This window comes from Planomicrobium soli, from assembly GCF_003014655.1.
GTDB classification, from domain to species: domain Bacteria; phylum Bacillota; class Bacilli; order Bacillales_A; family Planococcaceae; genus Planococcus; species Planococcus soli_B.
Map to the genome: position 1 here is coordinate 218,602 of NZ_PYAT01000005.1, position 22,486 is coordinate 241,087.

A 22,486-nucleotide genomic window follows, 5' to 3' on the forward strand; every position below is an offset into this window, starting at 1 on the left:
GGAATGCGTACAGTACTAAAATTAAAATGGCCGATTACCATTGGCTTGCTCGTTCTTACAGTCGCCTTGTTTTTATTGGCGCCTAATCTGGCGGAACAAGCCGAACAAGCAGGATCGTTCCAGCTTTCCGATCAAGCATCATCTCAAATTGCAGCTACGATTTTAAGTGATGCCGATGCATCCGAGCAGACCATCTCACTCGTCTTTCCGCTAGAGGACGGGATTGACGATTCAATACGGGACACGCTTGGACGGATGGTAAGTGAAATTGAGGATTTAGGCGATCCGGTTACAAGCGTCCTTAATCCAGTGGAAAGCAAAGAGTTAGAAGAACAATTGGTTTCAGAAGACCAAAAAACGGTCCTGATGCCGGTTATGGTTGATGGAACAGATGAAGAAGTGAACGCGGTAGCTGATGAAATCCGGGAAACCATTCTTCCGGCAGACATGACAGCATATATAACTGGAGAAGCTATCATCAACAATGATGTCAACATCAGTGCACAGGAAGGTTTAAAGCGCACAGAAATCATTACAGTCGTGTTGATTTTCGCCTTGCTTCTAGCGGTGTTCCGTTCTATCGTTACGCCGTTCATTCCGCTTGTTGCAGTCGGAATTTCGTACTTGCTTAGCCAATCGATAGTTGCATATTTCATCGACTGGTTTGGTTTCCCGGTATCGAATTATACTCAGATATTTTTGGTAGCAATCTTGTTCGGGATTGGAACTGATTACTGTATCTTGCTTTTAAGCCGCTACAAAGAAGAACTGACGGCTGGACACGATACAGCAGAAGCTATTGTCAACACGTATAAAACTGCAGGCAGAACGCTATTCATCAGCGGCATTGCCGTATTTATTGGCTTTTTTGCCATCGGCTTCGCCGAATTTCCGATTTTTAAATCGGCTGTTGCAGTAGCTGTCGGAATTTTCGTCTTGCTTCTTGTCTTGTTTACAGTCGTGCCATTCTTTATGGCCTTGCTGAAAGAAAAACTTTTCTGGCCGGCAAAAGGATCGGCTTCGCACAATGACAGCAAATTATGGATTTCGATGAGCAAACTGTCCATCAATCGTCCGTTATTGTCAATGTTAGTGGTGGCCATCATAACAGTTCCGCTCTTATTCACATATGACAACTCGCTTTCTTTCAACACGGTCGATGAGATTGGTTCGGAATATGAATCGGTTAAAGGGCTTCGCGCCATTGAAGCCGGTTTTGGAAAAGGGGATTCTTTGCCGGTACAGGTGATTGTAAAATCCAAAGATTCTCTTGCAACAGAAGAGATTGTGCCATATTTCGAATCACTCAGCCGTGAAATCGAGAAAATCGATGGAGTTGAAGCGGTGCGCACTGTTACGCGTCCGACTGGAGATGTTATTGAAGACTTGTACGTCGACAAACAAATCGGCTTGCTGGCTGATGGCATTACAGATGCGCGCGACGGACTTGGTGAAGTCGAGGAAGGCTTGAACGAAATTGAAACGAATCTTGCCGGAGTAAGCGCTCAAACCAACGGTGCTGGCGGACTTGATCAAGCGGCATCTAGTCTCTCTCAAATCAATCAACAGCTCGCATTGACTAATCAAGGCCTGCAGCAAACTGGCAATGTACAACAGACTGTAGGGGCATTAACCGGCATTAGTGGCGGATTGGCGCAAATTGAACAAGGATTGGCTGGAGCAGCCGGACAAACAGGCGAACTTGGTGCCGGCCTTTCCCAGCTTGCTGATGGAGTCGGTGCTTCTAATGAGGGCATCATTCAAATTCAGCAAGGTTTGACCGACGCGACAGACATGATGCAGGAAATGAGCAGCAGCCAAGCGGCTGGTGATACCGGGCTTTTCATTCCTGACGGTACGCTTGAAGCTGAAGAATTTGCTCAAGTGCTTGACCGCTATTCGTTTGCAGACGGCACAGGCATGAAACTGGAAGTAGTGTTGGCTGAAGATCCATATTCGCCAGAAGCAATCGACATCACGGCTGAAGTTAAAGATGCGGTAGACCGCACAGTGATGTCGACACCACTGGAAGATGCAGAAATTGCCTATAGCGGCATTTCAAGCATCAATAACGATTTACAGGAAGTTTCATCAAGCGACTTTACCAAAACGGTAACGATCATGTTGATCAGCTTGTTTATCGTGCTGGCGATTTTATTCCGTTCATTGATCATGCCTTTGTACATGATTGGTTCGCTGCTGTTGACCTACTATACATCGATATCAATCGCGGAACTGATCTTTGTCAATGGATTGGGCTATGATGGAATCAGCTGGGCAGTACCGTTCTTTGGTTTTGTTATGTTAGTCGCACTTGGCGTCGACTACTCTATTTTCCTTCTGGACCGCTTCCGTGAAGAAGCGCACCGTGGAGTGAGTGTCCGCGAAGCGATGAGCATCTCAATGGCTAAAATGGGCACAGTCATCATCACAGCGGCCGTTATTCTGGCTGGTACATTTGGTGCCATGATGCCATCCGGCGTCCTCAGCCTCATACAGATTGCCACTATCGTAATCACTGGCTTGCTGCTTTACGGCTTGATCGTCTTGCCGCTATTGATACCGGCAATTTCAGTATCGTTCGACCGCGGTGTCTGGTGGCCGTTCGTCGATAAAAAAGTGAAGAGTTAATGAAAAAAGCTGCGTTCGCGCAGCTTTTTTGTTTGGTTGCGGGTTCCAAAAATTGCTTCATGAAGTTTTTGGTTTTTACATGAAGTTTTTGAGTTCTTACATGAACAATCACCCTCTATACAGGTGCTTCGGCCGCTTTTACATGACTAAACACCATTGTTACATGAATCCCATCCAAAGCTCTTCCTTTTTCATGCTATAATATTCAAAGATTGAACCATAAGAAACGGGGTAATAACATGTTAACTTTTGAACAAAAACTGGAAATCATCGAGTCTTTTCCGGAATTGACGCGTAAAGACGTTTCCATGAAGCGTGTGAATTTTCACTTTGAGGAAAGCTTATATGATAAAAAAACAGTGGTGTACCACCTTCACCCGAACGGCAACGGCTTTGTTTATGTTGGCGACTTGCCGCATTATGAAGCAGACGATAAAGGCTTTGTCAACATCCGCGAGTTTAATGAAAAAGAACTGCGCTCCATTATTGCTGATGCACTGGATTACTTATCGCTTGAGCCAGAACCGCCTTATGAGAAAACATGGACAAACCGCGAAAACGTCAAATTGCTTTTGGCTTACGAAGAACCTTTCTGGAACATCTACACAGGTAAGAACCTGGAAGAAAGTTTCGGTACTTTTGATGATGCGAAAGAATACCTGCTTGACCAAGGATTCCGGGAGAAAAACTAATGGATATCCGGCGTTTGCCTAATACGGAACCACTGCCGATGGATCTGCTGCTTGAAGCGGATCCATTGGAAGAGCTGGTTCGCGCCTATGCTGCGTTCGGTTATTGTTATATTGCAGAAGATAAAGGCGAGCGGCTCGGTACTTATGTCCTCGTACCGCTCAATAAAACCACCATAGAAATAAAAAATATTGCACTCGCAACAAGTGCCAGAGGAAAAGGCTACGGCAAAGAGTTGCTAAAGCATGCACTCGCTGAAGCACAGCGCCTATGCTATGAAACAGTGGAGATCGGTACGGGAAATTCGAGCATCAATCAGCTCGCCTTTTATCAGAAGCTCGGATTCCGCATGGTCTCCATCGACCGGGATTTTTTTGTTCGCCATTATCCGGAACCAATTTTTGAGAATGGCATTCAGTGCCGTGACATGATCCGGTTGGAGTATAAAATTAGCCCGCTTTAGCTGGAAAGCTTTTCATGCTGTGTCTAATAACAAGCACGTGACTAACCTCAAAGTGGAAACTAAAATTTATCGGAACGTTACTCGGGAGCCGCGCGCTCCTTTTCTTTTTGGCATGAAATAGAGGAAAATCCCAATGAATTTCGGTATGCTTGTCATAAGGGGTGAGGACATGTTTAAAAAAGTGACCTTATATACAAATCGGTTAGAAGAACTGAAAGGCTTTTACGAATACCAACTAGGCTTTCGCATTGTTGAAGAGGACAATACAAGTTTTACACTCGCAATTGGGGAATCACAATTGGTCTTTAAAGGATCTGAACAGAACGCGTTCTATCATTTTGCCTTTAACATTCCAGGCAACCAGTTCACGCTCGCCAAAAGCTGGGCAAGTTCGCGCGTCACCTTGAATCGCCAAGATGGCATGGACGAAATCTTTTATGCTAATTTCAACGCCGATGCTTTTTATTTTCAAGACCCCGCTGGCAATGTTATTGAATTTATTGCACGACGGACGGTTGACCGGATGGGGGACTTTACCGTTGACTCGCTCCTGAATATCAGCGAAGTCAGCATCACTACGCCGTATGTAAAAGAAATTGGTGAACGTTTAGAGGATATGGACATCCCTGTCCGCGGCAATAAAGGAATAGATTCCACGACGCTGAACTTTTTAGGAAGAGACGATGCTTTTTTGCTGCTTGTGCCGCCAAAACGACTCTGGTATTTTTCAAAACAGAAAAGCGAAACCCATTCGTTATCAGTGGAACTAACGGATGGGCGCCAAATCGATATTGCCGAAGACGGCAGATTCCTAGAAACAGCTCCTGCTAATCCCATATCCGATAAATTGGAGGATATGGATTTCTCAGGTGTTGCTTTGCTGAAGCGAAACGACACTTGGTCTACGGCAAAAGGGATGGCCGACAGAGCCAATGCGCGGCCGAATGCTATAGACACGCGCTTTGGCATTGCTTCCGGCTGCAAGATTTTCACTGCTGTTATCGTTTGCCAGTTGGTAGGGGAAGGGCAGTTGTCCTTTGAGGCAGAGCTGTCTGAATTGCTGCCGGAGCAATTTCCGGATTTTCCTGTAACCATCCACCAATTGCTAACGCATACTTCAGGAATTCCAGACTATTTTGATGAAGAAACGATGGGTGATTTTGAAGAATTGTGGCTTGAACAGCCAATGTATCTGATGAAAACTTGCAGCGATTTTTTGCCGTTCTTTCAAAACAAGCCGATGATGTTCGCGCCGGGTGAACGCTTCCATTACAACAATGCCGGTTTTATCGCTCTGGGTCTTGTAGTAGAGAAGTTAACAGGACAGCCTTTTATAAAAGCGGTGGAAGAACGGGTTTTTGTTCGGGCGGAAATGGGGGACTCTGGATTTTTTCAATTGGACCGGCTGCCGGTTCAAACAGCTTTCGGCTATATTGATGAGGAAGAAGGGGCATGGCGAACCAACCAATATGCGCTCCCGATTGTTGGCGGGGCAGATGGTGGGGCTTTTGTGACTGCACATGACATGGCGCGTTTTTGGGAACGGCTGATGGATTATACTTTGCTTTCCAAGGACATGACACACCGTCTGCTCACTTCCCATGTTTCTGAAGAAAGTGGCAATTATGGCTATGGGGTTTGGATCAAGATGCAAGACAGTGCTGTAGTTAAATACCACGTCATGGGCTACGACCCTGGAGTGAGTTTTCATTCCGGCTATTATCCGAATAGCGGAAGCATATTGACGGTGCTATCAAACAAAAGCAAAGGTGCTTTTGATGCGATGGATTTAATCGAAAATACACTGCTCCTGACTGAACAAACTTGAGATGAAGGAGTGACAACATGGACGGAAAGAAAATCGCGCTAATGATTGCCATCGGGACTCTGGCAGCGTGTATTTTGATTTATTTAGTATTTCAACTTTATTTCACAATGAATCCTCAACAGTAAAAAGCACAGCTTGACTGTGCTTTTTATGTACAGAAAAAACACAAAAAAATGGGTTCCTCCGAAGAGGAACCCATAAATAGTTGGTTTTAGATTAAGCTTTAACTACGTTAGTAGCTTGAAGACCGCGTTGGCCTTGCTCGATGTCAAAAGTAACTTCTTGACCTTCGTCTAATGATTTGAAGCCTTCGCTTTGGATTGCAGAGAAATGTACGAATACATCGTCGCCGCCTTCGCGTTCGATGAAGCCAAATCCTTTTTCTGAGTTAAACCATTTTACTTTACCGTGTTCCATGTGTGTTTCCTCCTCGTATGCGTGAGCATACATTGTATTACTATCCTTGCTCAAATCTTGCAGATATACATCTGACACTTTTAAAAAAGTTATCCGAACAAAAATAATTCTTCCTTAGAATATCATGGCTTCTCACAAAAAGCAACCCATATCCTTAGATTGTCTAAATTTTTTATAAAAGGCACTTTATATTTAGTAGTAAAATAGAGAATAGAAAAGAAAAAGGAGAGGTAGAATGTGGAAAAAATCGTAGTTATGGGTGTATCTGCAGGAGTAGGGAAATCGACGTTTGCGGCCAAGCTTGGAAAGAAACTTTCTCTTCCGGTTTACCATCTTGACTCCTATTATTGGAAACCGGGATGGGTGGAAGCTGCGCCTGAAGAATTTAAAGTAAATCAAGAAACCATTGTACAAACCGATAAATGGATAATTGACGGAAATTATACGGCAACTGCTGGCGTCCGTTTAAAAGAAGCGGACACTTTGATTTACTTGGAGCTGCCATTGCCGGTCTGTCTGTACAGAGTTCTAAAACGATGGTTGATCAATATAGGCAGAACACGGCCGGATTTGGCAGAAGGTTGTCCAGAAAAGATGGACTGGGCATTCTTAAAGTTTATAGTTACTACATATTCAGCGAGAAAAGTGAAGATGCGTGAACGGATGAAGGCATTTCAGAACGTACGCCCTGGAAATACCGTCATTTTTCTGACATCCAAAAAACAGATAGCGGACTTTCTAAAAGACGTTGCAAAAGTTTAAAATATGTTTATAAAAAACAGCGAAATCGTATAAATATTTAGTCAATTTGCAGACGAGTCCTTTAACAGGTGGTATGCTAATTTATACAAGTTACATAAATCAATCATTAGGAGAATGTACAATGGAGTTCTTGTATGAAGGAACGATAATCAACCAAACGCTTCATAAAAAACAACCCATGTATATAAAACGTTTGTATTTGGAAGACTTGCCGATAATTGAGCATGTTCAGGAAACCGTAATCGAGTCGCTTTCTGAAAAAGAATCGCTTCAACCGTTATCGACAGAAGAGTTCCTTTTTATTTTAAATGAGCGAGGTGTTATGGTAGGCGCTTTTGCGGAGGATCAGTTGATCGGATTCCGTGCTTTATTGGTGCCGGAAATTGATAGAGAGCACTTAGGGTATGATATTGGACTTGCAGAAGAAGAGTTTCCTAAGGTCATCTATCAAGAAATTTCTGCAGTACTTCCCGAATACAGAGGCAATCGGCTTCAGCAGACACTGGCGGAAGTGGTAATGAAAGAACTGCCTCTTCTGAAGGAACAGTTCCGCTATGTTTGTTGTACGGTAGCGCCAATGAACATTCCTAGTTTAAAAGATAAATTCTCACAACATATGTATATTAAAGCGCTGAAACGAAAATACAATAATATGGAGCGCTATATTTTCATGAAAGATTTAAAAGATCCGCCGCTTCGTTTTACGGATTACATCAGTGTAAAACTGGACGATTTTGATAAACAGCGGAAACTTCTGGAAGAAGGCTATGTCGGCCTCGGATTCCAGCTTGTTGGAGGTTTCTACGAACTTCAATTTGCAAAACCCATCCTCTAAGAAGTTTATAATCCATTAAACAAAGGCAGCCATCTTATGATGGTTGTCTTTTTATAAAGTGTTAAAGAAAGAGCTGGCCCCTTCCTTGCTGCCGGTTGGAGGGCGCTCGACCTTACGAAAACTGTTGCTGGTGCATCTGATGGCAAGGCGGTCAGCTTTTAAAATTTGTATTAAAAGGGTTCTGCAGCGCATTACTGCCGTATAACTTATCTTTTTTTATAGATAGCTGTATATTTTCTGAAACTTTATTCATCTTTTATCGTATTACAAGTATGGAAATAAAATAACTGGAATGGGAGGTTTTGGAATGGAGCTGTTTGGGCTGGCCATGGAGCAACTGTATATGTATACCCTCATTATTGCAGGGGCCTTGACAGTGCTTTACGTGTTTTTTGGCGATATTGCTGATGGGGGAGAGGCGTTGCCTTTCTTGAATCCGACAGTAATTTTGGCATTTTTCACTTTGGCAGCTGCGGCAGGATATTTACTCGAAATCGGAACGGGGTTGGATAGCTTAGCCATACTCGCCATCGCTTTAGTGGCAGCGGTACTTTTGGACTTTTTGCTTTATTTCTTTGTTTTACTGCCGCTGTCCTCAGCGGAATCGTCCATTGCATATACAGAAGAGTCACTTCTGGGACAGGTCGCGCGTGTGATTATTCCGATACCGGAGAATGGATATGGGGAAGTCGTCATGGAAACGTATGGCGGCATGATTGCTAAGCGGGCTACGGGTTATGATAATGAAGCCATCGGTCAGGACGAGCAAGTACTGATCATTGATATCAAGGACAATACTCTTTATGTAAGAGCTTATAAACCGATAAGTTTCGTCGAGAAAAATCAATAGGGGGAATAGACATGGAAATTGGAATGGGTATGATTGCAGTGGGAATTGCAGCATTTGTGATATTGGCAATCATTGGAGTTTATATTACGAAATACAAGACGGTGGGACCGGATGAAGCATTGATTGTAACAGGCAGTTATTTAGGAACAAAGAATGTTCATACCGATGATTCAGGAAACCGCATTAAAATTATTAGAGGGGGCGGGACATTCTTGCTTCCGGTTTTCCAACAGGCAGCGCCGCTTAGTTTGCTTTCAAGCAAACTGGAAGTGACGACGCCGGAAGTGTATACCGAGCAAGGCGTTCCAGTCATGGCGGATGGCACAGCCATCATCAAAATCGGAGGGTCGATTTCTGAAATCGCCACAGCAGCAGAACAATTTTTAGGTAAAACAAAAGAGGACCGGGAAAATGAAGCAAAAGAAGTATTGGAAGGTCATTTGCGTTCTATCCTCGGATCAATGACAGTAGAAGAAATTTATAAGAACCGCGACAAATTCTCACAAGAGGTACAGCGGGTTGCTTCACACGATTTGGCGAAAATGGGCCTGATCATTGTTTCCTTCACGATTAAAGATGTACGTGATAAAAACGGCTACTTGGATTCACTTGGTAAAGCGCGGATTGCGCAAGTTAAACGTGATGCTGATATTGCAACAGCGGAATCGGAAATGCAAACTCGCATCAAACGGGCGGAAGCCGGAAAAGATGCACAGCGCGCCGAAATCGAGCGAGCTACTGAAATTGCAGAAGCGGAAAAAGAGAATTTGCTGAAAGTCGCAGAATATAAACGTGAACAAGACAGCGCGAAAGCCCGGGCTGACCAAGCTTACGAACTTGAAACAGCACGTTCGAAACAAGAAGTCGTCGAGCAGGAAATGCAAATCCGCATTATCGAGCGCCAGAAGCAAATCGAACTGGAAGAGAAAGAGATTCAACGCCGTGAGCGCCAGTACGATTCAGAAGTGAAAAAGAAAGCAGATGCGGACCGTTATGCAGTTGAACAAGCTGCAGCAGCAGAAAAGTCGAAACAATTAACTATAGCAGACGCACAGAAATACAGTGTTGAAGCAATGGCGAAAGCGGACGCTGAAAAAGTGCGCTTAGATGGTTTGGCAAAAGCCGACTCGCTTCGTGCGCAAGGTGAATCGGAAGCGGAAATTATCCGCATGAAAGGTTTGGCTGAAGCAGAAGCAAAACGTAAAATTGCAGAAGCGTTTGAAATGTATGGACAGGCTGCGACTCTCGACATGATCGTCAAGATGCTTCCTGAATATGCAAGAGAAATTGCAAGTCCACTTTCCAACATCGACAAAATCACAGTTGTGGATACAGGCGGTGGAGAAGGCGGCGGAGCCAATAAAGTAACTGCCTATGCAACAAATTTAATGTCGTCACTACAAGAAACATTAAAAGAATCATCAGGCATCGATGTTCGTGAGATGTTGGAAAGTTTGACAGGAAAAACCGATTATGCTGAAACACTAAAACAGCTGCAGTATGAAACGGTCAATAAACAAGCAGCGGAATAAATATTTTACTGATTATCAAAGAGCACAGAAGCGTTCAGCTTTTGTGCTCTTTTAATTCGATTTTAAGGGTATTTTTACAGTATCATTCCATAATAGGGGTGTTTTCCCACAAAAACCAGCATGACAAGTGAACGATATCCAAAAAGCGATAAGAAAAAATTGTGAGACTAGTCGTATAGTACGAAAATAAGGGAATAAGAGAAATGGTTTCTGTTAACAGTTCTCCAGCTCCTGTTAAAATGATAGAATAATGGCAATCGAAGGATAAATTTATCTATTCAATGAGTCGATTTTCAAAAAGGAGCAGCTATGAATATACAATTCAACCAAATTCCAAATTTTTCGCTTATCGTCTGTTACGGTCCAGAAACACAGGAAATCAGTTCCATTGTATATAACTCTCAAGAAGCTGCTGAAGGTTCTGCATTCTTTTGCGTATCCGGAGAAAACACAGATGGGCACCTCTATGTGGAAGAAGCTATTCAAAGAGGAGCTGTCGCAATCATTGGGTCGGATCGCGAAGCATTAGAAGCCTATGCAAAAATCCATGGCACGTTGACTTTTGCAGTAGTAGAAGATCCCCGTATTGCAATGGCCCATGCCTCAATTCTTTTTTCTGATCGGATACAAGACCGATTGATCAAAATTGGTGTAACCGGAACGAACGGTAAGACCACGACTGCTACTTATGTCTATCATTTATTCAACTTGCTTGGAATTCCATGCGGATTTCTCGGGACAACCGGCATTTGGAATTCGGCTGGAAAAATTGCTTATAAAAAGAGTACGCCAACCACTCCTTTATCTTCAGATACCCATAATATCTTTTCTGAACTGGCAGCTTTTGGAGACCAAGCTGCATCCATGGAAGTTTCTTCTATTGCATTAGATCAAAAGAGAGTAGAAGGCATTCTTTTTGATGTTGCAATTCATACCAATATTTCAGAAGAACATATGGAATACCACAAAGTTTTTGAGCATTATTTACAATGCAAACTTCAATTGTTTTCCCAAGCAAAAAACGCGGTCATTAATCTTGACGACAAAGGAATGGCGCAGGAAATACTAAATACCGTAAATTATCCGGCGCTTACATACAGCCGCTATCCGGATTCCGGCGCTGATTTGGTTTGGGCAAATTGCGAGAGCCAAAAAGATGGATTGGTATTTGACCTGCTTTATGACGGACAATCTTATCCGATACAAGTTCCGCTTTATGGTGAATATAACGCCAGCAATCTAACGGCTGCAATTGGAGCGGCGCTGCTGGCTGGCGCTCCAATTGGCCAAGTCGTGGAGGTGCTTTCGAAAATGCCGCAAGTGGAAGGGCGCTTTCAAGTAATTCAAGGACCGGAGGACCGCAAAATCATTCTTGACTATGCGCATACCCCGGTCGCTTTGGATTTGGTATTAAGGGAAGTGAAGAAATTGCCGCATAACCGGCTCATCGCTTTGATTGCGGGAGTGGGCATCCGTGATTTCGCCAAAATGCCTAAAATGGCCCGAGCGGCTGAAGGAAAAGCGGATGTATTAGTTGTGACAGTAGATCATCCTGGATACCATAATCCGGACGACATTATAGATGAGGTGCTGAAAGGCTTGTCAATGCCATATAAGCAAAAAGTGATAAGAGCCCGTTTCCGCCGTGAAGGGGTTATCGAAGCTTTAAAAGAAAGTGGCCCGAATGATATCGTATTGCTTTCCAGCGGCAATATTAACGGAGCGCAAATTGTTGAAGACCAACACATTCCACATTCAGATGAAGAAGTAATTGAAGGATTTTTCATGCAGCAAAACTAGATTTTTGGTTGCCGCTTGTGTTTAATAGAAGAGAAGGCTACAGACATACGAATTGGAGTGAATGGAATGCAGTATCGTACAGAAAAAGATACCATCGGTGAAATTCAAGTAGAAGCTGACAAAATGTGGGGCGCGCAAACACAGCGAAGCGTGCAAAACTTCGCTATCGGAACAGAGCGTATGCCGCATGAAGTTGTAATTGCGTTTGCCCAATTGAAAAAAGCAGCCGCAAAAGCAAACCACAAACTTGGCAAACTATCTGAAGCGAAAATGACTGCAATCGAAACAGCGGCAAATGAAGTGATCGAAGGAAAATGGAACGACCATTTCCCGTTAGTCGTCTGGCAAACAGGCAGCGGTACACAGTCCAATATGAACATGAACGAAGTACTGGCTCGCCGCGGCAATGAAATTCTAGCGGAGCAAGGATCAGAAGAAAAACTGCATCCGAACGACGATGTAAACATGTCGCAAAGTTCAAATGATACATATCCGACAGCAATGCATGTTGCGGGTGTACTGGCAGTGACTGAAAACCTGATTCCGGCTATCCAGAAACTCAAAGCGACACTTGCTCAAAAGTCTGAGGAATTTGATAACGTTATCAAAATCGGCCGCACACATCTGCAGGATGCCACACCGCTTACACTGGGTCAGGAAATCAGCGGCTGGAAACATATGCTGGAAAAAAGCGAGCGCATGATCCGTGAGAGTGTCGAGCATATGCGAGAATTGGCAATTGGCGGTACTGCTGTAGGTACAGGCATCAATGCAGACCCGACATTCGGCCCTTCTGTTGCCGAGTTCATTTCAGAAGCAGTGGGTGCACCGTTCACTTCAGCTGAAAACAAATTCCATGCGTTGACGAGCCACGATGAAATGGTTTATGCACATGGCGCAATCAAAGCCCTGGCAGCGGACGCAATGAAAATCGCAAACGATGTGCGCTGGCTGGCAAGCGGCCCGAGAAGCGGCATTGGTGAAATTACGATTCCTGCAAACGAACCGGGAAGTTCGATTATGCCAGGAAAAGTAAATCCAACCCAAAGTGAAGCGTTGACGATGGTAACTGTCCAAGTAATGGGCAATGACGCAGCTATCGGTTTTGCAGCAAGCCAAGGAAACTTCGAACTAAACGTTTTCAAACCGGTCATTGCATATAACTTCTTGCAATCCGTGCGGTTATTGAGCGATAGCTTGATCAGCTTTAATGACCACAGTGCAATTGGCATCGAAGCGAATCTTGATGTAATCGCAAACCATGTGAAAAATTCATTGATGCTTGTAACGGCATTGAATCCCCACATTGGATACGAGAAAGCAGCGGCTATCGCGAAACAAGCTCACGCAGAAGGCACGACGTTAAAAGAATCGGCAGTGAAAAGCGGACACCTTACAGCAGAGCAGTTTGACGAATGGGTGAAAGCGGAAAATATGGTAGGAAGATAATGAGTGTGAGAGCGGCCAATTTTTTTGGCCGTTCTTTTTTGTTTAGAAAACAAATAGGCAAGTGCATCTGCTTCCTGTAAATAATATTGAAAAACGATTTTAAACTGGGTTTCAATTTGCTGAAAACTCCAGTTGACAAAGGAATTAATGGGCACAGTGGCGAATAACTTAAAACAAGAAACATTATACAAAAAGAGGTGCCAAATGCAAAAAACATTTTTTATGTCATGGAGCGGCGGAAAAGATTCTGCGCTTGCGTATTACCGGGCAGTCTTGGACGGGCATGTTCCTGTTGCTCTGTTCACCATGTTCGAAAAGGATGGGTCCAAATCACGTTCTCATGGCTTATCGCTGGATGTGATGGAAGCGCAAGCTGAAAGAATGGGCCTTCCCCTTGTTATTGGAAAAGCGGACTGGTCTGGCTATGAACAAGAATTTATCAAACAGCTGAAGAGCTTTCGGAACGAAGGCATTCAAATGGGTGTATACGGCGATATCGACTTGGAAGATCATTTGGAATGGGTGAAAAAAGTGAGTGCGGAAGCCGGGATGAAACTTTTCCATCCACTGTGGCAAGAGCCAAGGAAGTCTTTGTTACAAGAATTGGTGGACGAAGGCTTTAAAGCGGTTATTACAGTTGTCGATACGGAACGTCTTGATGAACGTTTCTTAGGGCGGGAGTTTACTTCTGAATTAATCGAAGAACTTGAGGCGCTCGGCATTGATGCGTGTGGAGAAGAAGGCGAATTTCATACTGTCATCATCGATGGGCCAATCTTTGTCGAGCCAGTGCCAGTTGTTTTTGGAGAAAGACTGCAAGTAGAACATTATCGGGTTTTGGAAGTGAAACTTCGGTCAGGGGAGTGAGTGGACATGATTCAATTTATTGGAGTCGAAGAAAACCATATCCGCCAAATGGCGACGTTGTTAGCTAAACGGCATGAGCGGGAGCGGAAAAGCTTTGTATTTCTTCCTGAAAAATTTGAGGAAATTGATGAAGCGGAAAACGTGATTCGGAAAATGCTGGAACGCCCTTACATTAGCGGCATTGTCGCAGTAAGAGGCATTGAAGTGATCGGGTACTTATTGTATGAATTTAAAGAAGATGCCGAACGTGGGCGTTATGTTTGGATGGATTACGAAGCGATTGCCATCAGTGAGAAAGAAAACCCGAGCTTGCTGCGGCTCCTGTACGCAGATGCAGGGGCGGAATGGATTAAGCACGGCTATTTCCATCATGTATTAATGGTCCCGCTTGGCAATCCGGCAATCGTGGAACAATGGCTGAACCAATCGTTCTACTATGAACAGAAATACGCAGTTTTGCCGCTTGAAAACTTTGAGCCGAAACTCCCTGCGCAAAAGCCGAATTTGTCGTTCCGCCGCGGCGGAAAAGAAGATGCCCCGCTTTTAAAAAAGATGGCGCTTTGGAATAGTATCCATCAAGCGGAGGCGCCCTCATGGCTGCCGATCACAAAAGAAACGATGCACAATATAAAAAACGCATATGAAGCTTTATCAGAAGATCAGGAAGCTTATTTGTGGCTGGCTGAACAAGGGGAGAGGGTAGCGGGATTCCATGTCTATTACCGGAAAGACAATCCGTTAAGCCTGGTGGCACCCACCAATTGCGTAGATTTGCCGGCAGCTTCCACAAATCCTGAACTCCGGGGAAGAGGAATCGGACGGGCACTCGCTAATCATTGCTTCACGGAATTAAAAAATGAAGGATTTGATTTTATTTTTGCTGATTGGCATACGCCCAATCATTTGGCTTCGTCATTTTGGCCGCGTCTTGGATTTAAGCCAGTAATGGTGCGGATGTCGAGGCAGATTGATCCGCGCATTGCTTGGGCACGCGGACAATAACGCCAGAAACAATTGGCGTTTGAAAAGCTGTCGCACTCCTGAAATAGAATTCGCGCGAAGTTATCTCTATAGGAATAACGTTAAAGCTCACAAAGAAGAAGCATTGCTTTTTCTTTGTGAGCTTTTTAACAGTCTTCTTAGCTTAGCTGATGGAAAAGAGATGGAAAAACGGCACTCTTGTATGCTTGCCTAACTTCGCCGTAAAGGCATCGACCCTTTTCGGAAGGGTCTTTATTGTGTTCAAAACATCTTAAGACTTTCTTCAGAAAACCCCTACTAAATTGTTAAGATTTGCCCTTTATACTAAAGGCATGAAGCAGAGAGGGGCAGAAAGATGATTAAAATTCAGGGTTTGCAGCACACATTCGCAATTGGCAAAAAAGGAAAAGAACGCCGCGTTCCAGTTTTGAAAGGCGTGACGCTGAACGTAGAAAAAGGTGAGATTGTCGCGATTCTTGGGAAAAGCGGATCGGGAAAATCAACGCTGTTGAACATATTGGCAGGTTTTATGGCGCCAGAATCCGGGTCTGTAAAAGTAGGTGGAAACGAAACCACAACACTGAACGAAGCGCAAATGGCCAACTTTCGGTTGGAGAGCTTCGGGTTCATTTTTCAAAACTTCCAATTGATGCCGGGATTGACCGCATTTGAGAATGTTGAACTGCCACTGAAAATCAAAGGAATGGCAGAGCATGAAAGACGGAAAAAAGTACAGCGATTACTGGAGGAAGTAGGCCTTGTTGCAGTGGCGGACCATTACCCGAATGAATTATCAGGAGGCCAACAGCAACGCGTCAGCATTGCCCGGGCTTTAATCACCGACCCGCCGATTTTACTTGCTGATGAACCGACAGGCAGCTTGGATTCGGAAACAGAAGGGGATATTCTAAAGCTGATCCGATCCCTGAATCAGTCACTTGGATTGACATTTGTCATTATTACGCACGACGAAGAAGTTGCCAATGTGGCACACCGGCAATACCGGCTCCATGACGGCGAATTGGTGAAAGGGGAAAAGCGCCATGCGATTTAACGATCAATTTGATTTTATTCGCCAGCACATGAAACGAAACAAACTTCGGGTAGCAACAACTATTCTGGCAGCGATGATGGGTTGTGCTTTCTTGATCATCTTGGCATCGGTCGGTTTCGGCTTACATAAAACGATTACGGACGGTGTACTGGATAATCAACTGGTGACAGAAATACAAGTGCCGGGCAAAGAAACGTCCGATGAAAAAATTACTGATGAGGAAATCCAGGCGATGCGGGAAATCGATCACGTAATAGCAGGCGTCAAACGAAGCAGTCCCGATGCGGAAGCTGTAGCCATGCTTGATGAGCGGAAAGGGTATGTTCCCGCAGTTCTTGTGGACTTTGAAGAGGAGCAAAAAGCGGGCCTCGCGTTATCGCAAGGGGAGATGCCGAAATCAGAAAATGAAGTTTTGGTAGGCTACCATTTTGCTAAGCAGTTATTAACAGAAGAAGAACAGAAGAAAGTCGATGAAGGGGAAGAAGTTAAAGGTTTTACGGACAACGTCGTCGGCCAGACGTTCAAACTGGAACTGTCTCCATATAAAGAAGGGGTGGAGCCGGCAACTTGGGAATTCACAGTTTCCGGCATCATGGATGAGCCTGCAAAAGATTGGATTGTTAACAGTAAGATTTACATTGATGATTCTTTCGGACCGGAGTTCAACAATAAACTGGCGCTTGGAGAAAGTTACAATGAAATTTTAGTCTATGCAGATGACCTGCAAAACGTTGGAACTATTACGAAAACGTTAAAAGATGAAGGATACTATGTATACTCCGTTACGGAAGAGCTGGATTCGATGGATATGTTCTTTACCGCACTAAAAGCGGGGTTGATTTTTGTCGGAACCATTGCGGTGTTGATTGCTTCCATTGGGATTTTCAACACTATGACTATGGCTGTTACTGAGCGAACGCGCGAAATCGGCGTCATGAAAGCAATTGGAGCGCAGCCAAAGTTGATACAGAAACTTTTCTTGATGGAAAGTGCCGCTATCGGCATCATAGGTACTGTGCTTGCTGTTATTAGTTCTTACGGTATCAGCTTTTTAGCGAATTGGCTGGTTCCAATTATTATAAAAAGTTCTTTAGGAGGAGAAGAAGGCATGGACGATGTTACTCTTCTAATTTCAGTTATTCCATGGCAGCTTGTGGTCATTGCGTCAGTGATCAGCATAGGAGTTGCAATGGTGTCCGGATGGCGGCCAGCACGTAAAGCGACGAAAATTGATGTTATTCAGGCATTACGCCAGGAATTATAGGTGAAATTTGAAAGTTATGCACGTTCAAGAGAATTTACGCACGCTCAGCGAAAAATACGCACGTTCAGGAAAACTTATGCACGCTCAACAAAAAATACGCACGCTTGCCGAAATTCAGCAGCGCAGCCACCAAAAAAGAGCGCCCAAAGGGTGCTCTTTTTCCTATTCCATAACATCTTCAGGGCGCCAGCCATTTTGCAGGTCGTCGATAGATAAGCCGAAACTCATTTCCAGATGCGGGTAATCTTTAAAATACCGCCAGTCGCCACCCCATGAAAAATCGAGGTCTTTCGCAATATCAACTACTTCCTGCCAATCGGCTTTACCGTTTCCGTTGCCATCGCGATTTATATCCCATACAACATCCCCGTTCGGCAAAAGCAATGCGAAATCGATTGCCAAACCGTAATTGTGGTATGACTCGCCGCCTTTAGCATGTGTCACAATTCTTCCTGGATCGCTGCGTCCTTGGCGATGCAAACTGTTTTGTTCTTCAATGGACCGGAAATCATCTGTAATAAGGATATCGATTCCGATGTCCGCCGCTTTTGCAATCAGCTCATTTTTCTTTTCTTCGACGATAGGATGAAGGGTTGAAGGAACAGGCCGTTCTTTCAATTCTTCCCGAAACGCTATCTCGCTGCGTAGCCAAATAAACAAAAAACTGCCGAGTACTAATAAGAATAAAACGGAAAAAGCAGTCTTGGCATTTTTCAAATTCATTCACCTCTATGAGTCTATTGTAGCAAAAAGCGCCGGAGGAGTATCGGTGTAAAGTTTTTGATAGGATAGAGGAAAGAGAGGAGAATGAAATCCATGGTCATCAAATTAATGAAATCCCACGCTTCAGTGCGTGATTATAAAGAAAAACAATTAGCGCGGGAAGAGGTCGATGAATTAATCGAGGCGGCACAGCACGCAGCAAGCTCTCATTTTGTGCAAGCCTATTCCATCGTTTGGGTAACCGATCCGGAGAAGCGGAAAAAACTGGGCAAGTTGTCCAGCAATCCCCGGCAAATAGAAGGGGCTGGCGCGGTATTCTTAATGTGTGCAGATTATAACCGGTTAAAGCATGCAGCGGCTATGCAAGGACAAACGATTGTTTTTGATCAGGCTGAAAATTTGATTGTGGCTATTACGGATGTCGGACTTGTCGCCCAGAACTTGGCGCTAGCAGCCGAATCCAAAGGGTATGGCATCTGCTATATTGGCGGAGTGCGGAATAATATGGAAGCAATCAGCGAGCTCGTCGGCTTGCCGGAGGGTGTTTTTCCGGTCTATGGCTTAACAGTAGGTGTGCCAAATGAAGCAAATGAAGTAAAACCGCGTTTGCCGGTAGAAGCAATTTTGCATGAAAATGCATATGATGAAGCAAAATACAAAACATTATTGGCTGAATACGACCAAACGATTTCAGACTATTATCAAAAGCGCACTTCCAATCAAAAATCCATCACTTGGACACAGCAAATGGCCGATTTCCTGAACAAGCCGCATCGTACCAATCTGCGGGAGTTTCTAAAGAAAAAAGGCTTTCTTTTCAAATGAAAAAATAACGCGTTGGAATGGATTAGTTTTTTAAGGTCTGCGCTGATGTTAAGTGCTTTTTTTGGAAAGTATCTTGGTTTTTCCTAGGAAGGACTTACTAGTTTATGGAAAATTTGATATACTTATCGAATATATGATAACACTTTTTAACTAGGTCCTAGGTACAAGGTTTTTGTTGTTTTGACCGGTAAATTATTTTTTTATTTTATTATTAGTTAGGGAGGGAAGGGCATGAAAATAGCACTGTTTGGAGCTACTGGACGGGTTGGTGAAAACATACTGCGATATGCTTTGGACGACGGACACCAAGTGAAAGCTTTGGTCCGTTCAAAACCGCCTTTTGAACATTCGAATTTAGAATCCATTGTTGGTGATATACGAAAAGCGGAAGACGTTGAAAAGACACTTGAAGGAACAGAGGCAATTTTCAGCGCTATTGGGACTGATCGGACCACTACACTTTCGCAAGCCATGCCGCTTATAATCAATGCTATGAAAGCAAAAAAGATCCGGCGTATTATCACTATTGGAACAGCAGGCATCTTGAATAGCAGGATGTCTCCGGGAGAGCTCCGTTTTCAAGGAGGCGACTCGAACCGGAAGCTGACATTTGCGGCAGAAGAGCATGCTGCAGCATTCCGTTTGTTGGAAAAAACCAATCTTGATTGGACTATTGTCTGTCCAACCTATTTGCCTGATGGAAAAGCATATGGCAATTACCGGATCGAAAAGGATTTCTTGCCGGAAGGCGGAAAGCAGATCACTGTAGGGGATACAGCTGAATTTGCTTATAAACAATTGGAAAATCCCGAGTTTATCGGCAGCAGGGTGGGTATTGCCTATTAGCAAGCCCTTATAGGAGCAGAGAAGAAATGAAAAAATGGAGTATCCGAATATTATTGGCGATTGCCCTATTTATTGGAGGAGGAGCAATTACATTTTTAGTATATGCGCAATTCCAATATGCCCCGAGCAGCGTATTAAAAGAGGAAGTAGATATCAGTGCGATTAATACGGAAGAAGAAGGGCTTTTGTTCCAGCCTGAAAAAGGGAATGGAAAAGGAGTCATTTTATATCAAGGAGCCAAAGTTCAGGTGGAATCATATGCCTATTTGGCAGAGAAATTGAGCGAGCAAGGCTTCTTGGTCGTGATTCCAAAGATGCCTTTAAATTTTGGCATTCTTGGTGTGAATAATGCTGACTTAGCCATCGAGAACCATCCAGAAATCCAGCATTGGTTTATCGGAGGTCATTCTTTGGGCGGTGTTGCAGCTGCGATGTATGCGCAAAAACATCAAGAGGAGTTGTCCGGCCTCTATTTTCTGGGTTCTTATCCAGCATCGGATTTTTCTTCAGGCTCTTTTCCTATGCTTTCCATATTTGCTGAAAATGACGGGTTATCGACAACCGAAAAGATTGAAGAAAATCGTCGCCTTTTTTCCTCGGAAAGCCGCTTTGTAGAAATATCAGGAGGAAATCATGCTCAGTTTGGGTTATATGGAAAGCAAAAAGGGGACAATGCAGCGGAAATCTCGCCACTGGAGCAGCAAAATCAAGTGGTGGAAGCACTGGGAACTTGGCTGAACCATAACTAAAAAACCGCCTGTGCGATTGCGCAGGCGGTTTTTAGCATTCTAAGCTGTAACATCCCGCTTAGAGAAGGTCCAGTAGCTGATGCCGAGGAAAAGAAGGAAATAAACAAACAGCACGGTCAATGACATGGCCATCGTGATATCGGGAATCAGCATGAATCCGGTATAAAACTGGGTTAAATCTGTATGAGTGAATAGATAATATTTAACGATCTCATAATTGCTCAACAAAAAGACAGCTTGAATTCCTGTGAACATTAAGAAAATTGACAGGCCGATTGCAAGCGAGCTCGAGCGGAAAACAGTGCCTAGCATAAAGGCGAAAGTCCCGATGATCCAAACACTTGCAAAACTGAGAATGGAAAATTTAACGGCTTCGAGCCAGTAAGAGCCTTCGACTACACGAGAACCATTCCATTCAAGATACGTTCCTTCCCCAATGCCGAAAAATATCAACCCGGCCAATGCAGTAGCTAGCAAAGTAATGATCGATAACAAGACGGCAAATACCATCGTGGTTAAATATTTAGAAGTCAGCACTTTCCACCTTTTTACCGGACGTGTCAACAGCATCTTGATAGTGCCTTGAGAAAATTCGGAAGCTGTAATACCCGCCGCGATAATGACAGTGAATAAGGTAACAAGCGACAGCATTTCATGCGTGTTGAGAACACTCTGTTGCATGCTGGTAAACTCGAAAGGCTGTACATCGTTAGCGAGACGGTACTCCGCAATGGCAACTTGCTCCGTGTAATAATCTTTTTGTGTATCACTCAAATTTGGATTCATGAGTATTGCTTGATTAGCTTCTAATTGAGCGGCAGTAACATCTTGCCATGATTCTTCGATGCCTTCGTTAGCTGTTGAATTTACGTACTTAGTAATAGCCGCTGAAGCGAAAAGGATTAATACCAGCAGGAAAACCATCATCCAGCTTGCTTTTTTGCTCCATAATTTCATCCATTCATTTTGCATGAGTTTGAGCAATTTGGCCACCTCCGGTCATTTCAAGGAATTGGTCTTCAAGTGTTGCCCGGTACGGCTGGACCGCATAGATTTTCACTCCTGCTGAAACGAGCATTTGAATAGCGCCAGGAATATGCTGCTCTTCTGTATCAATGACCAAGCCTTTGTCCTGTCTCGCAAGAGAGAAACCGATGCCCGCCAGCACTTCTTCTGCCAGCTCCAACGGCTCGGCTTGGATATAATACTGGGAGTGATGAAGTTCGTTGACATTTTTAATGTCGATCAATTCGCCATTTTGAATGACGGCAATCCGGTCGCAAAGCAATTCAATTTCTGACAGCAAGTGGCTTGAAACAAAAACAGCGACACCGTTTTCGCTGGCGACTTTTTGCAAGTACTGGCGGAACTCGCGGATTCCTGCCGGATCCAAGCCGTTTGTCGGCTCGTCCAAAATCAAAAATTGAGGCTTATGGAGAAGGGCTTGCGCCAATCCCAAACGCTGTCGCATGCCAAGTGAATAAGAACCGACCTTTTCATGAATACGGTTCTCCATTCCCACTTGCCTAACGACTTCGTTAATACGCTGTTTTGGAATGCCTTTATGCATACGGGAAAAATGCAGCAAGTTTTTATAACCGCTCATGTATTTGTAAAGCTCAGGATTCTCGACAATCACACCGACTTTTTGAATGCTTTCTTCAAAATTGGTTTTGATGGATTGGCCATCAATCAATACATCTCCGGATGTAGGCTGCATCAGTCCCACCATCATCCGGATGGTCGTTGTTTTCCCAGCGCCGTTCGGTCCGAGAAATCCCGTAATTTGACCGGGGTACAAATCCAAGTTCAAGTTTTTGATGATTTTCTTGTTGCCGATGGTCTTTGAAAGATTTTGCAATCGAACAATCGGTTTTCCGTTCATTTTCCCGCACCTGCTTTCCGTAATCTCTTAGTAGT

At 44.0% G+C, this 22,486-nt stretch carries 21 protein-coding genes; 17 read left to right on the forward strand and 4 right to left on the reverse strand.

The genetic code is table 11. From position 1 onward, the window contains the following. Nucleotides 1-3 precede the first annotated feature (3 nt). The 4 genes from B0H99_RS08575 to B0H99_RS08590 all read left to right on the forward strand — a co-directional run bounded on the left by B0H99_RS08575 (nt 4) and on the right by B0H99_RS08590 (nt 5,612). Nucleotides 4-2,631, forward strand: a complete 2,628-nt coding sequence (locus B0H99_RS08575; RefSeq protein WP_106533233.1) for an MMPL family transporter — start codon at nt 4-6, stop codon at nt 2,629-2,631. A gap of 239 nt (nt 2,632-2,870) precedes the next feature. Beyond that, entirely contained in the window at nt 2,871-3,323 is a 453-nt protein-coding gene (locus B0H99_RS08580) for a hypothetical protein (protein WP_106533234.1), read from the forward strand. Beyond that, entirely contained in the window at nt 3,323-3,784 is a 462-nt protein-coding gene (locus tag B0H99_RS08585) for a GNAT family N-acetyltransferase (protein WP_106533235.1), read from the forward strand. The genes B0H99_RS08580 and B0H99_RS08585 overlap by 1 nt, the downstream gene beginning before the upstream one ends. A gap of 169 nt (nt 3,785-3,953) precedes the next feature. Beyond that, nucleotides 3,954-5,612 carry a serine hydrolase gene (locus B0H99_RS08590; protein ID WP_106533236.1) on the forward strand — a complete coding sequence of 553 codons (1,659 nt, stop codon included), beginning with the start codon at nt 3,954-3,956 and terminating at the stop codon, nt 5,610-5,612. A gap of 216 nt (nt 5,613-5,828) precedes the next feature. Here the strand turns inward: B0H99_RS08590 and B0H99_RS08595 are convergent, their stop codons facing one another. Then, nucleotides 5,829-6,029 carry a cold-shock protein gene (locus B0H99_RS08595; RefSeq protein ID WP_106533237.1) on the reverse strand — a complete coding sequence of 67 codons (201 nt, stop codon included), beginning with the start codon at nt 6,027-6,029 and terminating at the stop codon, nt 5,829-5,831. A 237-nt stretch (nt 6,030-6,266) separates the two neighbouring features. On the opposite strand from B0H99_RS08595, the gene B0H99_RS08600 reads away from it, so the two are divergent. From B0H99_RS08600 to B0H99_RS08645, 10 genes are all read left to right on the forward strand, one after another. Next, on the forward strand, nt 6,267-6,791 hold the full coding sequence (locus B0H99_RS08600) for a P-loop NTPase family protein (RefSeq protein WP_106533238.1): 525 nt from the start codon (nt 6,267-6,269) through the stop codon (nt 6,789-6,791). Between the two features lie 121 nt (nt 6,792-6,912). Beyond that, entirely contained in the window at nt 6,913-7,626 is a 714-nt protein-coding gene (locus B0H99_RS08605) for a hypothetical protein (RefSeq protein WP_106533239.1), read from the forward strand. A gap of 307 nt (nt 7,627-7,933) precedes the next feature. Next, a complete protein-coding gene (locus B0H99_RS08610) occupies nt 7,934-8,476 on the forward strand; it encodes an NfeD family membrane protein (RefSeq protein ID WP_106533240.1) in 543 nt (180 codons plus the stop codon). A gap of 11 nt (nt 8,477-8,487) precedes the next feature. Beyond that, complete coding sequence (locus tag B0H99_RS08615; protein ID WP_181313624.1) at nt 8,488-10,008, forward strand: flotillin lipid rafts scaffold protein FloT; 1,521 nt, start codon at nt 8,488-8,490, stop codon at nt 10,006-10,008. A 309-nt stretch (nt 10,009-10,317) separates the two neighbouring features. After that, complete coding sequence (locus B0H99_RS08620; protein ID WP_106533241.1) at nt 10,318-11,808, forward strand: Mur ligase family protein; 1,491 nt, start codon at nt 10,318-10,320, stop codon at nt 11,806-11,808. Between the two features lie 66 nt (nt 11,809-11,874). Then, nucleotides 11,875-13,257: a class II fumarate hydratase gene (gene fumC, locus B0H99_RS08625; RefSeq protein ID WP_106533242.1), complete on the forward strand. Its 1,383-nt coding sequence runs from the start codon at nt 11,875-11,877 to the stop codon at nt 13,255-13,257. A gap of 204 nt (nt 13,258-13,461) precedes the next feature. Continuing rightward, on the forward strand, nt 13,462-14,124 hold the full coding sequence (locus B0H99_RS08630; RefSeq protein WP_106533243.1) for a Dph6-related ATP pyrophosphatase: 663 nt from the start codon (nt 13,462-13,464) through the stop codon (nt 14,122-14,124). A 6-nt stretch (nt 14,125-14,130) separates the two neighbouring features. Next, nucleotides 14,131-15,126: a GNAT family N-acetyltransferase gene (locus B0H99_RS08635; RefSeq protein ID WP_106533244.1), complete on the forward strand. Its 996-nt coding sequence runs from the start codon at nt 14,131-14,133 to the stop codon at nt 15,124-15,126. A 334-nt stretch (nt 15,127-15,460) separates the two neighbouring features. Beyond that, entirely contained in the window at nt 15,461-16,159 is a 699-nt protein-coding gene (locus B0H99_RS08640; protein ID WP_106533245.1) for an ABC transporter ATP-binding protein, read from the forward strand. Beyond that, nucleotides 16,149-17,423 carry an ABC transporter permease gene (locus B0H99_RS08645; protein WP_106533246.1) on the forward strand — a complete coding sequence of 425 codons (1,275 nt, stop codon included), beginning with the start codon at nt 16,149-16,151 and terminating at the stop codon, nt 17,421-17,423. The genes B0H99_RS08640 and B0H99_RS08645 overlap by 11 nt, the downstream gene beginning before the upstream one ends. Before the next feature lie 162 nt (nt 17,424-17,585). On the opposite strand, the gene B0H99_RS08650 is transcribed toward B0H99_RS08645, so the two are convergent. Beyond that, nucleotides 17,586-18,140, reverse strand: coding sequence for a M15 family metallopeptidase (locus B0H99_RS08650; protein WP_106533316.1), 555 nt, complete (start codon nt 18,138-18,140; stop codon nt 17,586-17,588). Between the two features lie 99 nt (nt 18,141-18,239). Between B0H99_RS08650 and nfsA the strand changes: the two genes are divergently transcribed. From nfsA to B0H99_RS08665, 3 genes are all read left to right on the forward strand, one after another. Further along, complete coding sequence (nfsA, locus tag B0H99_RS08655) at nt 18,240-18,971, forward strand: oxygen-insensitive NADPH nitroreductase (protein WP_106533247.1); 732 nt, start codon at nt 18,240-18,242, stop codon at nt 18,969-18,971. 231 nt (nt 18,972-19,202) lie between these two features. Beyond that, entirely contained in the window at nt 19,203-19,817 is a 615-nt protein-coding gene (locus B0H99_RS08660) for an NAD(P)-dependent oxidoreductase (RefSeq protein ID WP_106533248.1), read from the forward strand. Between the two features lie 26 nt (nt 19,818-19,843). Next, a complete protein-coding gene (locus B0H99_RS08665; protein WP_106533249.1) occupies nt 19,844-20,566 on the forward strand; it encodes an alpha/beta hydrolase in 723 nt (240 codons plus the stop codon). A gap of 39 nt (nt 20,567-20,605) precedes the next feature. Here B0H99_RS08665 and B0H99_RS08670 read toward each other — a convergent pair whose 3' ends face one another. Then, complete coding sequence (locus B0H99_RS08670) at nt 20,606-21,550, reverse strand: ABC transporter permease (protein ID WP_106533250.1); 945 nt, start codon at nt 21,548-21,550, stop codon at nt 20,606-20,608. Continuing rightward, the gene (locus B0H99_RS08675; protein ID WP_106533251.1) at nt 21,528-22,451 is read right to left on the reverse strand and encodes an ABC transporter ATP-binding protein; all 924 of its coding nucleotides are present in this window, start codon (nt 22,449-22,451) and stop codon (nt 21,528-21,530) included. Before B0H99_RS08675 ends, B0H99_RS08670 begins: the two co-directional genes overlap by 23 nt. Nucleotides 22,452-22,486: the final 35 nt, after the last annotated feature.

Excerpts from the sequence above, each read along its gene's own strand:
- fumC (WP_106533242.1), top strand. The coding sequence starts at position 11,875 with ATGCAGTATCGTACAGAAAAAGATACCATCGGTGAAATTCAAGTAGAA.
- B0H99_RS08665 (WP_106533249.1), top strand. The coding sequence starts at position 19,844 with ATGAAAAAATGGAGTATCCGAATATTATTGGCGATTGCCCTATTTATT.
- nfsA (WP_106533247.1), top strand. The coding sequence starts at position 18,240 with ATGGTCATCAAATTAATGAAATCCCACGCTTCAGTGCGTGATTATAAA.
- B0H99_RS08660 (WP_106533248.1), top strand. The coding sequence starts at position 19,203 with ATGAAAATAGCACTGTTTGGAGCTACTGGACGGGTTGGTGAAAACATA.
- B0H99_RS08610 (WP_106533240.1), top strand. The coding sequence starts at position 7,934 with ATGGAGCTGTTTGGGCTGGCCATGGAGCAACTGTATATGTATACCCTC.
- B0H99_RS08605 (WP_106533239.1), top strand. The coding sequence starts at position 6,913 with ATGGAGTTCTTGTATGAAGGAACGATAATCAACCAAACGCTTCATAAA.
- B0H99_RS08635 (WP_106533244.1), top strand. The coding sequence starts at position 14,131 with ATGATTCAATTTATTGGAGTCGAAGAAAACCATATCCGCCAAATGGCG.
- B0H99_RS08595 (WP_106533237.1), bottom strand. The coding sequence starts at position 6,029 with ATGGAACACGGTAAAGTAAAATGGTTTAACTCAGAAAAAGGATTTGGC.
- B0H99_RS08615 (WP_181313624.1), top strand. The coding sequence starts at position 8,488 with ATGGAAATTGGAATGGGTATGATTGCAGTGGGAATTGCAGCATTTGTG.
- B0H99_RS08675 (WP_106533251.1), bottom strand. The coding sequence starts at position 22,451 with ATGAACGGAAAACCGATTGTTCGATTGCAAAATCTTTCAAAGACCATC.
- B0H99_RS08620 (WP_106533241.1), top strand. The coding sequence starts at position 10,318 with ATGAATATACAATTCAACCAAATTCCAAATTTTTCGCTTATCGTCTGT.
- B0H99_RS08575 (WP_106533233.1), top strand. The coding sequence starts at position 4 with ATGCGTACAGTACTAAAATTAAAATGGCCGATTACCATTGGCTTGCTC.
- B0H99_RS08590 (WP_106533236.1), top strand. The coding sequence starts at position 3,954 with ATGTTTAAAAAAGTGACCTTATATACAAATCGGTTAGAAGAACTGAAA.
- B0H99_RS08580 (WP_106533234.1), top strand. The coding sequence starts at position 2,871 with ATGTTAACTTTTGAACAAAAACTGGAAATCATCGAGTCTTTTCCGGAA.
- B0H99_RS08640 (WP_106533245.1), top strand. The coding sequence starts at position 15,461 with ATGATTAAAATTCAGGGTTTGCAGCACACATTCGCAATTGGCAAAAAA.
- B0H99_RS08585 (WP_106533235.1), top strand. The coding sequence starts at position 3,323 with ATGGATATCCGGCGTTTGCCTAATACGGAACCACTGCCGATGGATCTG.
- B0H99_RS08645 (WP_106533246.1), top strand. The coding sequence starts at position 16,149 with ATGCGATTTAACGATCAATTTGATTTTATTCGCCAGCACATGAAACGA.
- B0H99_RS08630 (WP_106533243.1), top strand. The coding sequence starts at position 13,462 with ATGCAAAAAACATTTTTTATGTCATGGAGCGGCGGAAAAGATTCTGCG.